At 49.8% G+C, this 12,353-nt stretch carries 10 protein-coding genes; 1 reads left to right on the top strand and 9 read right to left on the bottom strand.

Annotation, left to right across the window (positions count from 1 at the left end; all coding sequences use genetic code 11):
- Window positions 1–61 precede the first annotated feature (61 nt).
- Entirely contained in the window at window positions 62–1,036 is a 975-nt protein-coding gene (locus EKM96_RS03475) for a diacylglycerol/lipid kinase family protein (RefSeq protein WP_225417575.1), read from the top strand.
- Between the two features lie 62 nt (window positions 1,037–1,098).
- On the opposite strand, the gene EKM96_RS03470 is transcribed toward EKM96_RS03475, so the two are convergent.
- The 9 genes from EKM96_RS03470 to murQ all read right to left on the bottom strand — a co-directional run bounded on the left by EKM96_RS03470 (window position 1,099) and on the right by murQ (window position 12,260).
- The gene (locus tag EKM96_RS03470) at window positions 1,099–1,305 is read right to left on the bottom strand and encodes a hypothetical protein (RefSeq protein WP_125639793.1); all 207 of its coding nucleotides are present in this window, start codon (window positions 1,303–1,305) and stop codon (window positions 1,099–1,101) included.
- A 339-nt stretch (window positions 1,306–1,644) separates the two neighbouring features.
- A complete protein-coding gene (locus tag EKM96_RS03465; protein WP_125639790.1) occupies window positions 1,645–3,090 on the bottom strand; it encodes a LysM peptidoglycan-binding domain-containing protein in 1,446 nt (481 codons plus the stop codon).
- A 485-nt stretch (window positions 3,091–3,575) separates the two neighbouring features.
- Window positions 3,576–4,616: a DUF1002 domain-containing protein gene (locus EKM96_RS03460; RefSeq protein WP_125639787.1), complete on the bottom strand. Its 1,041-nt coding sequence runs from the start codon at window positions 4,614–4,616 to the stop codon at window positions 3,576–3,578.
- A 110-nt stretch (window positions 4,617–4,726) separates the two neighbouring features.
- The gene (locus EKM96_RS03455) at window positions 4,727–5,617 is read right to left on the bottom strand and encodes a C40 family peptidase (protein ID WP_125639784.1); all 891 of its coding nucleotides are present in this window, start codon (window positions 5,615–5,617) and stop codon (window positions 4,727–4,729) included.
- Window positions 5,618–5,756: 139 nt separating this feature from the next.
- Window positions 5,757–7,781, bottom strand: a complete 2,025-nt coding sequence (gene tkt, locus EKM96_RS03450) for a transketolase (protein WP_125639781.1) — start codon at window positions 7,779–7,781, stop codon at window positions 5,757–5,759.
- A gap of 311 nt (window positions 7,782–8,092) precedes the next feature.
- Entirely contained in the window at window positions 8,093–9,013 is a 921-nt protein-coding gene (gene rbsK, locus EKM96_RS03445) for a ribokinase (RefSeq protein WP_125639778.1), read from the bottom strand.
- A gap of 127 nt (window positions 9,014–9,140) precedes the next feature.
- Window positions 9,141–10,154: a ribose utilization transcriptional repressor RbsR gene (gene rbsR / locus EKM96_RS03440; RefSeq protein WP_125639774.1), complete on the bottom strand. Its 1,014-nt coding sequence runs from the start codon at window positions 10,152–10,154 to the stop codon at window positions 9,141–9,143.
- A gap of 126 nt (window positions 10,155–10,280) precedes the next feature.
- Complete coding sequence (locus EKM96_RS03435; RefSeq protein ID WP_125639771.1) at window positions 10,281–11,276, bottom strand: aldo/keto reductase; 996 nt, start codon at window positions 11,274–11,276, stop codon at window positions 10,281–10,283.
- Window positions 11,277–11,351: 75 nt separating this feature from the next.
- Window positions 11,352–12,260, bottom strand: coding sequence for an N-acetylmuramic acid 6-phosphate etherase (gene murQ / locus EKM96_RS03430; protein ID WP_125639768.1), 909 nt, complete (start codon window positions 12,258–12,260; stop codon window positions 11,352–11,354).
- Window positions 12,261–12,353 lie beyond the last annotated feature (93 nt).

Genomic DNA, 12,353 nt, shown 5'->3' with positions numbered 1-12,353 from the left:
TTCTCATGGAAATACTAGGCAGGCTGAACGATTTCGATTATAATAAAAAGGATTAAAATTTGTGAGGTGCAGTCTGTTGAGTGTCCGGTTCTATATTATCTTAAATAAACACGCTGGGAGTGGTCAGGCGGGAACGCTTTGGCCTCAAATCCGGCAGCGACTCGTGGCGGCCCAAGTCCAATATGAGGTCGTCGTTTCAGAGTACGCTCAACATGCTGTTCTCCTCAGCGAACAGTTCGCCAAGCGACTCCCTGACAAGCCGCGGCAGAATTGGGTTGTTCTCGCCTTGGGTGGCGATGGCACCCTGCATGAGGTCCTTAACGGCCTTAGCAGTCAACATCGCGACTACCCAATTCCCGTGACCTACCTGCCCATCGGATCGGGTAATGATTTTGCTCGCGGTGCCGGTCTCTCCCTCAATTGGGAGAAGGCCCTTGACCAAGTCATCCAGTGTACCCATGCCACGAACTACGACATTGGCACCTATAATGAGACCATCAAAAAGGAACGCGGCGTATTCACGAATAACCTCGGGATTGGCTTTGACGCGGCCATTATTGCCCAGGCCAATCAGTCGCGCTCTAAGGTTTGGCTGAATCGGCACCACTTGGGTTCCCTTTCCTATCTGGCCTCAGCACTAAGCGTCTACTATAACCAGAGTGGCTTCACCCTGACCGTTCACGTCGGGAACAAGCGTGACATCTACCCGAATGCCTTTCTCGTGACCACGACCAATCACCCCTACTTTGGCGGTGGCGTCGGGATCGCCCCAGATGCTAACCTGAAGGATCACCGACTTCACCTCGTGGTCATCGAGAAGCCGAATTTCTTCAAGCTGTTGTGGCTTGCCATGCGGCTGGTCTTTAAGAAGCACCTGACCTCGAAGTCCGTCCACTATTATCAGGCCGAGAAACTCCATCTAACGGTTCCTGCCATCGAGTATGGTCAGTTAGACGGAGAAGAGATGGGCGGGCGCTTCTTCGACGTTTATGCGGGTCTCACGAGCTATCCCTTCTGGTTCGACACGACTATTTAAAAATGAGTTGATAAAAGGCCTTACCACTTCTGTGGTAAGGCCTTATTTTAGGTTTAATTTAGTTAATCTTCTGAAGCTTCCATAGCCTCGAGAATCATGTCTAGCTGGGCGCACTTACTGGACAACGCATTCATCTCGTTGCCGAAGCGTGGTTCAATCGTCACGGTGGCAGAACTTGACTGGACGCTCGCAGATTCTTCCTGTTTCAGGGTAGCAAGTTGTGCATTGGCTTGACGGTATTCTTCTAAAATCTCAGTTCGATTACTCAACATTAACAACTCCTTCGGCTATTATGCTGCGGTTTTCAAGTCGGCTAAGACGTTTTACCAGCGCGACTCGAATCAGCTCTACTTTGCTCAAATTTAAGCTTCTTAAGGCAACCGCAACTAATGAGACTACGTTATCACCCCGGCCAGCTATTTTCAATACCCACTTTCAAATAAAACGCTTCCATTTTCAAATATTGTGAATTTCTCATGACCTTTTAATGGTTTAGGGAGCGACCAACCTCAAGACAATAAAAAACCAGCACCGCTAAAAAGTGGGTGCTGGTTTTAAATCTCATTAAGCTCTAAACCGATAATCTATTGAGCGGCTTAGTCATCTTCCTACTTAAGTGTCCCGGCAAATGAAGGCATAAAGTACTTACTGATCGAAGCAACACTGACATTTTGTCCAGGTGCTGGTGCAGCAACATACTGATTATTACCTAAGTAGATGGCATCGTGATAGCTCGACCCCTTGCTTCCCCAGAAGAGAATATCCCCTGGCTTGGCTGAACCAACGGAGTGCGTGGTTACGCGAGCTTCTTGTGCAACGGTACTATGTGGCAGGCTGACACCCATGGCGTGTTGGTAAACATAGGCTACCAACCCTGAGCAGTCCATCCCACTAAGAGAGGACCCACCCCAAACGTATGGGATCTTGGCAGAAGCTAACTTCAAAGCCAGGCTGGTGACGGAACCACTGGTCAAACCAGCGGTGTTCGTCTTACTCGTTGACGAGGCGTTGGTCGTCACATTAGCCGTAGAAGTCGTCTTGGTCGCCTTCTGTGCTGGCTTAGCGGCTGGCGTAGTCGTTTGGCTCGTACTGTTTGTGCTGGTCGTCGCCGTAGCGTTTTGTGAGCCAGTTGCTGGTGTAGCCGCCTGACTGCTTGCGCTTGAAGAAACGCTCGAGGTCGTCGATGGTGCAACGGCTCTGGTCGTCTTAGTAACCGTTGATGACGCTGATGAGCGCGGTGCTGACGAGCTAGACACGGTCCGACTGACCGTACTTGAACTCGTCGTTGTCGAGTTAGCAGACACCGAACTCGATGGTGCTGAGCTGGCTGGTGCAGAAGCAGCTGGTGCTGAACTTGATGCGGCCGGCGTTGCCGAACGCGTCAATGAAGACCGTGAACTCGTCACATTGGCATTCTCGTGATTTTGCTTACCAACCACTGAACTGCTTGAGCTGGTGGTACTTGATTGGCTCGTACTGCTGGTCGATGTGCTTGTGGAAGCCTTGGCTTGGTTAGCCTTTTGCTTGCTGGCAGCCGCCTGTTGGGCCGCCACGATTTGTGCTTGAACAGCATTGGCCTTATTAGTCGCTTGCTGGTTGGCACTAGTCGTGGTGGTCGTTGAAGGGTTACTGCTGCTGGTCGTTGTCTTAGTAGCGGTCGACCCAGCCTGTGGAATCACCAGCGTTTGACCAACGCTCAGCATATCGCCACTCAAGTCGTTAGCCTTTTGCAGTTGTGCCACCGTTAAATGATAGGTTTGTGCCAGGTCCCAAAGCGTGTCACCAGACTTAACGGTGTAACTCTGTGTGGCCTTTGACGACTTAACCTGGAGCTTTTGCCCGACAAAGATTAAGTCAGTCTTGGCATCAATCGAATTCTGTTGTTCTAAATCCTGAACGGAAACCCCTAATTTTTGTGAAAGGTCCCAAACTGTGTCGCCTTGTTTAACTTGGATACTATCAGCGTTTGCCGTGATTGTTGCACCGGCGGCAAAAGCTCCAATGGCACCGACGACGCCAACGACTGCTTTGGTTGTTCGTTGTGCTTTACTCATCTTCACCAACACGTCCTTTTATGACAGAAATTTTTTAGCTAAAACGTTCGGAAACATTGATGACCTCCAGCCATCGCTCCGTTGGTTTATAGTAAATACGAATTACAAATTAATACTAACACACGTTTTCCCAGTTTCTTGTGAAATATTAAGTAATTATTAACGGATTTCGGCCATTGAACACTTGTTCTACCTGTTCGGTCCAAAAATGAAAGCCCTTACCCAGACCGACCGCCCTCACTAGTCTTAGCGCCCTTATTCACTTGAAAACATTTGTTCTGTTTCTATCCATTTCACAAAAATTGTGTGATACCGCCATTTTTTGAAAACGTTGATTTGACTGATATATGTATCTTACAAGTGATTATTGACTTCGCTTTCTGTATCCTACAAGTGACCAGTTTACCGGCTCACTTGTGAAATTTAAAAAAGATCACAAAAAAAGGCGGCTTTTTTAGCCGCCCTTTGTTATTTCATTGTCTTAACTAGTTGGTCCCGCTAAATAATCCCTGGAAGAAGCTTGTAATGCTGTTCCAGATTCGCACGATAAAGTTCTCGGCTTGCTTGGCATCGGCACTATTGGCGAAATCCTTTAGACTAGCCATCTTGTTTCCGACACTGTTGGCCAGATTATTGGCAACATTCGTGACATTACTGATATACGTCTTTGATGTCGAGACCGGCGCCTGTTGAACCTTGCTCAGGGCAACCGCGATGTTTGTCACCTGTGTTGAATTGGTCTTGTCGTCAATACCTTGCTTAGCCAAGGCCTTTTGCAACATCGCTTCGATGTCCGCCTTCGTGGCTAAGTCATCCCCGTTTTGACGTTGCTTAGCCAGGTCGGACGAAACCGACCCAACGGCAGACATCAACTTACCAGGATATTTCTTGTCATTGTTGTTGGAATCGATAGCTGGTTGGGTGGCATCCAAGACGCTATTGGCAGCCTGGGTGTTTTCCGAGTTCAGCGTTAAGCCGTCCGTAGCCAAGGCCTTGTAAACACCCGTCAGAGCTGATTCCCCTGACACTGACTTATCGGCAGTCACGGTAATGATGACGTCCTTAACCCCGGCCATCGTCGCAACCATCGCATATTGCTGAGAAGTAACTTCTGTGATGTTATTGTTCCCATCGTAGTCAGCGATGTTAACCTTAACGCCAGTACCGGGATCAGCCGGCGCCAAGGCAACGGAACTAATCATGCTAGCATCCGATGTCCCGGCAGAGTTCAAGTATTTGGCGTAATCACTACCTGTTGCGGATAAGGTGGTGTAGTTGGACTTAACGCCCAGCGCCGAAGCCACCTTGTCCTTATCTTCACTGGCCAGGCCAGCACCGTAGACCACATAGGCCTTGGACAGGGCTTTCGTCTGAACGGTACTGCCGCTTGAAGCGGAGTCACTATCCGTCGTGGCACTACTATTCGTGGAATCAGTCGTGTCCGCAGCCGCCCGAGTCAGCGTGCTGCCGACCCCGACAACCATCATTGCTGCAGCGAGTCCTAAGACAATCTGTTTAATTTTCATGAATTTTCCTCTTCTTTCACACAAGTTCTTTCCCCCACAAAGATTATAGCATCTCTAGGTTTGGTCAACTCATTCACCCATTGACCTTAGAGAATTCTTCAATAATCGGGTTACCAGAACCGCCGTGCACCAACGTATTCAGCTGCATATTTAGGTGTCGCCATTGGTGTTAATTGCACATTTTCACCCGGCTTTGGGGCATGCAGCATTTGACCGTCACCGGCGTACATGCCAATGTGATGCACCGTACCTGTGCCGTGTTTTTCGGCAAAGAAGACCAAATCGCCAGCCGATAATTGTTCAGGGGCCACCGGGTAGCCATTAGCAAATTGATCCTGCGCGTCCCGCGGAATCCAGACGCCCACGGCACGGTGTAAGGCATAAACCAATCCTGAGCAGTCGAAGCCTTGGGGCGTCAACCCACCCCAGAGGTATGGGGTATCAATGAATTTCTTGCCAATTGTGAGTAACAGGTCCCCCCGGTCGGCACCCGTGGCGCTCAACTTGGCGGCGGAGGCCGTCACCCAGCCCTTACCCAGGGGCGTGACCACCTGTAACCACTCTGGCGTTTGACCAGTCGTCGTTAACAAGGCCCCCAGTGGTAAGTTCATGACCGGCTGTCGATCCTGATCTAATAACGGTGTTGAGACCTGAACTAACCGAACAGTCGTTGTCGGGTAATCCAATTCCTCATCACTATCAGTTAATTGACTAAGTGGTAACCAGCCCGGATAGCCTCTGCGCTCCATTCGGTTGGCCTGCCGCCGAACAAAGACGTGAGCCCACTGGCCTTCAATCCGGTCCAAAACGACTTGGTCGTTGAATAATGCTTCTGTAACGACCAAGTCCTCATCGGCTAATTGTTCCCGATCCGCAGCACTTAGGTCCACTAACCACTGGTCTAAGTCCCCGGTCTTCAGAAATGTCTGGTCATTCTTAGTTACCGTCTTCGGTTGTGCCCAAACGAGGGCCGTTGCTACCTTAACTCGCCGAATATCCACTAAAACCGCCTCCAATTTACGTTTACCTTCAATATACCAATAAATGAACAAACTTACTAGATTCTACGGCAAGTTTGCCGTTCTGGAAGGAAAAACAGGGATTGAGACCCGCTGGCCCCAATCCCTGTTCTGCTTATCATTATTTTAATTGAAGGTAGGATTGGACAACATTCTCTGGTGTGAAACCGGCCATGGCCACAACTTTACCGCCATTACCACTCGCACCAAATTGTTCTTGGGTAATCATTGCCCCGTCGAGTCCAACATATTGACACCAGCCCAGACCGCTAGCCATTTCGATGGCCACGCGTCGCCGGAGCTTCGCTGGCAAGACAGCATCGCGATATTCGGCCGATTGGGCGTTAAACTTCTCGAAGCTTGGGACCGAAACCACCCGAACGTCATGGCCCAATTCAAGGAGTCGAGCCTGTGCATCCAAAGCCAGTTGGACTTCGGAACCGGAGGCCATCAGAATACCTTCAGCCTCATCTTGGGCATCGGCCACCACATAGCCACCGCGATGCACACCGGTGTGAACTTGGGCCGCTGGTTTTGGCAGGGTTGGTAACCCTTGACGTGTCAACACGATCGCCGTCGGATGATCGGTCGCGTGTAAGGCTTCTTGCCAAACAGCCGCCGTTTCATTGCCATCGGCTGGACGGTAAACCGTCAGGCCTGGGATGGCCCGTAATGCGGCCAGTTGTTCCACAGGTTCATGGGTTGGTCCGTCTTCCCCAACGGCTAAAGAGTCATGAGTGAAAACATAAATCACTGGCAATTGTTGCAGGGCCGCCAGACGAATAGCTGGCTTCATGTAATCAGAGAAGACGAAGAAGGTTGATCCGTAAACCCGGGTCCCACCATGTAAGGCGATCCCGTTCATGGCAGCCGCCTCGGCAAATTCCCGAACACCAAACCAAAGGTTACGGCCAGTTGGATTCTCTGAACTAAACCGGTCATCATCGGCAATTGCCGTCTTATTGGAGCTGAACAGATCGGCTGAACCACCCCAAAGGTTTGGGCAATCCTCACTCATCCGTTGCAGAATTTCATGGCCACTCGCACGAGAAGCCAAGGCATCCTTCTTGTAGTATGTTGGTAAGTCATCATCCACATTAACTGGCAACGTTTGACTAATACCTTGAGCAAATTGAGCCGATAATTCTGGCTCTTCATTGGAATAGTGAGCAATCAAGTTCGACCATTCCTGATGACCAGCCCACCCACGGGCCTTAATCGTCGACATGAACCGGTCGGTAACCGCTTCAGGAACCGTGAAGGGATCGTTATCCCAGTCATAATAGTCACGCGTGGCAGCCAGGTCGTCCTCGTTTAAAGGTGCCCCATGGACCTTGTTCGTCCCTGCATTAGGACTCCCTGCACCGATGACCGTCTTAACCTCGATTAAGGTTGGGCCGGTTTGATTGTTTTTGGCCGTGCAGATGGCCTCATCAATTTCGGTTAAATCATTCCCATCGGCAACCCGAAGGTAATTCCAGCCATAACTCTCAAAGCGCTTCGCAACATCATCATGACAAGCATTGGTCAATGGACCATCCAAAGAAACGTCATTTGAATCATAGAGCACGATTAACTTGTTGAGTTTCAATTGACCAGCCAGGCTAGCGGATTCTGCGGCAACCCCTTCCATGAGGTCCCCGTCACCACAGATAGCATAGGTATAATGGTCAACCACGTTAAAGTTTGGTCGATTGTATTGCGCAGACAAATGCATTTCTGCCATGGCCATCCCGACGGCCATCCCAACCCCTTGGCCCAATGGACCAGTGGTGGCATCGACACCAGGCGTCACGCCATATTCCGGATGACCGGGGGTCTTGCTACCTAATTGGCGGAAGTTCATCAGGTCATCACGACTCAAGGCAAAGCCACTAAGATGCAACAAACTGTAGAGCATGGAAGATCCATGGCCCGCCGATAAGACGAAACGATCGCGGTTGAACCATTGTGGGAAAGATGGGTCAACCCGCAGGTGCCGTGAGAACAAAACGTAAGCCATTGGTGAAGCCCCTAAAGGTAATCCCGGGTGACCTGACTTTGCTCGCGAGATCATGTCCATACTTAACATTCGGACGGCGTTCACTGCCTTGGTATCAACTGCATCGAAACTCGTTTGATCACGTACTACTTCTTCATTCAACATCTCAATTAACCTCGCTTATTTTGGCCAGACCTTTGTCGGCCACCGTTTATGGTTGATGGTTTATTTGTGTTCATTTTACCGGTAGAATCGACATCACTCATCGACTTTTCTAACTATACCAATTGCTTTTATTTTTTGCAACCCCTCAATAGATTGCTTTAACGGCGGCGATTGTTTGTTAGAACAGCTGCCGTACGTCTAATATACCGATTTTGTTGAGTTGCAACCGGTTGTCAAAATAAGCAAAAAAAAAGCAATCTTTTCCGAAAAAATTCGAAAAGATTGTTTTTTTTGAAGAAGCTTTCTGAAAATTATTTTTCGCTAGCCGCTTTGATCTGATCGTACGTTGGAATTGATGGCATGGCACCCAACCCCTGTACCGTCAATGAGCTGGCCCGCTGAGCAAAGGTTAACGCTTCAACGATGTTGCTGAAGTCTGCCTTTAATTGGGAGCTTAGCGCACCAATGAAGGTATCGCCAGCCGCCGTCGTATCCACAGCCTTAACCTTAAACGCTGGAACAAAGCCAGATTGTTTTTCGGTGGCGTAGTACGCCCCTTTACTCCCAACCGTGATAATCAGGTTCTTAACGCCGAGTTCCTTGAACTTCTTGGCATTAGCATCCATCGAGGCCTCATCGGTCACTTCAATCCCGGTCAGTTCAGCACTTTCCGTCTCATTAGGAACCACTAAGTCCGTGACCTTCAGGATTGCCGGATCCATTTCGGCAGCTGGTGCTGGATTCAAGATCGTGATGACATTGTGTTGCTTAGCCACCGTAAAGGCTGCCAGAGTGGCCGCCTGTGGCGTTTCGAATTGGGCAATCAGGATATCTGCCTTGGCAATTTCATCCTCACGAGCAGTGACCTCATCAGCCTCTAACTGCTGGTTAGATCCGCCATAGACCAAGATACTGTTCTGACCGGCTTCATCTAAGAGAATGAAGGCAGAGCCAGTCCCAACAACGGGGTCCGTAATGATCGCACTGGTATCGATTTGGTCATTCTTTAATGATTCGACCATGAACCGGCCGGCATCATCATTCCCGACCTTACCAATAAAGCTAGTGTCAGCACCGGAACGGGCAGCGGCAACAGCTTGGTTTGCCCCTTTACCCCCTGCAGCACTGGTTTTATTTTCAGTTGACAGCGTTTCACCAGGTTGTGGCATCCGCGCCACGCGTAATGTCGTGTCCACGTTTAAACTACCCAGCACCGTTACTTTGTTTGACATGATTAACCTTCACTCCTTAACCGGTTTTTGGTTATTCGTAAAACGTTTTACCTTGTATTGACACACCGAGGCAACCGTTTTTCATTGCTCTAGCGTATCATTTTTCGAAAAGGCTTACAAGCCCCATCTAAACTTTTTTAATTGGACTCGTACTCTCCCGTTGACGCAGGGTTACCGGCAATGCCAAGCTCTGTGCCGCCTGATGCTGATCCTGAATTCGGTTGATCAGCATCTCGGTGGCCTGTTGGCCCATCGTCACCATCGGTTGGTGGATACTACTTAGCTTAGGAACCACGTATTCATCCAGGTCAATGTCATCATAGCCCAGGACGGAAATGTCATTCGGCACATTAAGGCCCTTCTCGTGAAGTCCCCGAATCAATCCGAGCGCGGTTTCATCATTGATGGCAAAAACAGCGGTAGGATGTTGATTCAAGACCGCATCGGTGGCCTGGTAGCCCCCCAACTTGGTCATTGGTGAATGAATGATGGCCTCATCCGGCAAATCGACGCCTGACGCAGCCAGTTTTTCCTTGAATCCATTCAACCGGATAACCAGGTTTTGTGTAGGTTTGTCGGGCATAACAACCGCCAGTTTGCGGTGACCCAGGTACAACAGGTGGTTCGCCGCTAATTGACCCCCCTGTTCATCATCCACGTGAATTCGGTCCAGACTAGGACCACCATTTTGGTCGATCAACAGATAAGGAATCCCATTCTTTTTTAAAATGTTGTCGATGGCTTCCCCAGTAATCGATGCACTGGCAATGATTAAGCCATCCACTGCCCGCTTAATCAACTCCTGGAGATAGTATCCCTCGAGCTCTTCATCATGATTGGCGCCAAAGATCAGCGGAATAAAATGGCGTTCCCGACTCGTCTCTTGAACACCGCGAATAAACATACTAAAGAAAGGGTTCCCCAGATTAGGCACCAGCACGCCGATGGTCTGGGCGGATTTCATAATCAGGTTCCGCGCATTGAAGTCCGGCACGTAGCCCATCTCTTCTTGCAATTGATGAACCCGTCGCCGCGTATCCAGACTAAAGCGTTCACCCTTACCATTTAAGATCTGTGAAACTGTTGTCACCGAAACGCCTGCTGCTTCTGCGAGATCTCGAATCGTTACTTTGCGTGTCATAGTACCCTCCACAGTCATTTATTCCTATTCACTATTATACCCCATCATAGAGATTTGCAACCGGGATTTTCGACAAAATAAAAAGGCCTCCCGCAGAACGACACCTGCGACAGGCCGCCAAACGGCTTACGCCTTTAGGATTTTGTCGATTTTTGCCAATTGTTCGTCATCAAAATCTAGTTGTTGCACCGCCTGAATATTTTCCTTCAGGTGTTCTGGGCGTGAAGCCCCGGTAATCACACTCGTGACCACGGGATCGTGAAGTAACCAGGCCAAAGCCATGTCGGCCAGCTTTTGCCCCCGACTCTTGGCAACCTCATTCAGCGCCTGGAGCTTAGCAACCATTCGTTGCCGACCATCCTGACCATCGAGCAAGGATTGGTTTGACCAATGAATATTAACATCTTCAGGAAGACCATCCAGATACTTATCCGTCAGTAAGCCTTCGGCCAGCGGACCATAGGCCACAACCCCGGCGTTATTTTCCCGTAAACGGTCAAATAAACCGTCATCGGCCGCGGACTGATTCAATAGGTTATACGAGACCTGGTCAACCACAAACGGCGTGTGCAATTCCTTAAAAATTTTGATCATGGCCAAGGATTGCTCTGCCGTGTAATTCGAGATCCCCACGTAAAGGGTCTTCCCTTGGCGAACCAAGTCGTTTAATGCCACCGCCGTTTCTTCCGGATTTGTATCCGGATCAAACCGATGACTATAAAAGATGTCGACGTAATCTAACCCCATGGCTTGCAGGGAACGGTCCAACGATGCCATCAAGGTCTTTCTCGAGCTCATCTGCCCATAAGGCCCTGGCCACATGTGATAACCGGCCTTACTACTAATCACCAGCTCGTCACGATAGGGCTTCAATTCATGGGCATAGACCTGTCCAAATAAACTTTCTGCTGCGTAGGACCCTGGACCGTAGTTAGCCGCCAGGTCAAAACTAAAAATGCCTGCGTCAAACGCCGCCAAAATGACGTCGCGCGCATCGGCATAGTTGGCCTGTTCGCCAAAACTATGCCACATTCCAAAAGAAATAGCCGGTAGCTGGAAGCCGGTGTTACCCGCCCGCCGTACCGGCATTTTATCATATCGATGTTCATTTGCAAGATACATGACGCCACATCCCTTTCTCTTATGCCTACAGGTAAGTATAAGAAATTGGTGTGGACCAGTCAAGTTATCCGCTGGCTAATGCCGAGAGTCACTCAGCTTAACCGCTTGTGAAACGTGACCATTGGTGGCCGCTAAGAGCTCCTTAGCCTCAGCAATGGTGCCCTTCGTCTCAATCAACACGATCGCTAATGGGACATTGTTGCCCGCCCGGTCGAGTGCTCGTTCTGCTGCCAAGGTCGAGGTCTGAGTCGCCTCGGCGATAATCTTCTTGGCCCGTTCAAAGGTCTTACCGTTCGTTGGCACCACATTAATCATCAGGTTCTGGTAAACCTTCCCTGACTTGATCATGATCCCGGTTGACAACATGTTCAGGACCATCTTTTCGGCAGTACCAGCCTTTAGCAACGTGGCCCCCGTAATAATTTCGGGCCCCACTACGGGCGTTATTGGATAGTCCGCCAATTCGGCTAACGGACTGCCCTCGATACAAGAGAAGCCAACGCCGATGGCCCCTTGCTCCTGCGCAAATCTTAAGGCCGCCAACGTATACGGCGTTTGCCCAGAAGCAGCACTTGCCACAACAATATCCTTATCCGTCAAATGAACGGCAGTCATATCCTCGTGGGCCAACTCAACCGAGTCTTCGGCGGATTGAACCGTTTCGGTTAACGCGGATTGCCCCCCGGCAATTAAGCCAAAGGTTTGGTCCGAAGTTAAACCATAGGTTGGTTGTAGCTCCGTCGCATCGATGACCCCCAGTCGACCGGAAGTCCCGGCCCCGACATAAATCAAGCGCCCGCCCTCATCAAACAGTGGGAACGCGGCATCAATCGCCGCAGCTATCTGGGGTAACTGTTTCTGAACCGCCCGGGCAACGCGGTGGTCCTCACGATTAATGGTCGCGACCATCTCAAGCGTTGATTCACGGTCAATGTGCATTGACCGATGATTGCGCTGTTCTGTTAGTAAGTCTTCAAATTGCATAATGTCGGCCTCCAACTTCCATTTCATGCATGCTATGTATTCGCTTTCATTGAGTCTACTCTAGGTATACCATCTTTCATGAATAATTTCAAT

It is taken from the genome of Levilactobacillus tangyuanensis, assembly GCF_003946545.1.
Classification (GTDB): domain Bacteria; phylum Bacillota; class Bacilli; order Lactobacillales; family Lactobacillaceae; genus Levilactobacillus; species Levilactobacillus tangyuanensis.
The sequence above is the reverse complement of the archived record's forward strand: the minus strand, read 5'-3'. Positions and strand labels throughout refer to the sequence as shown.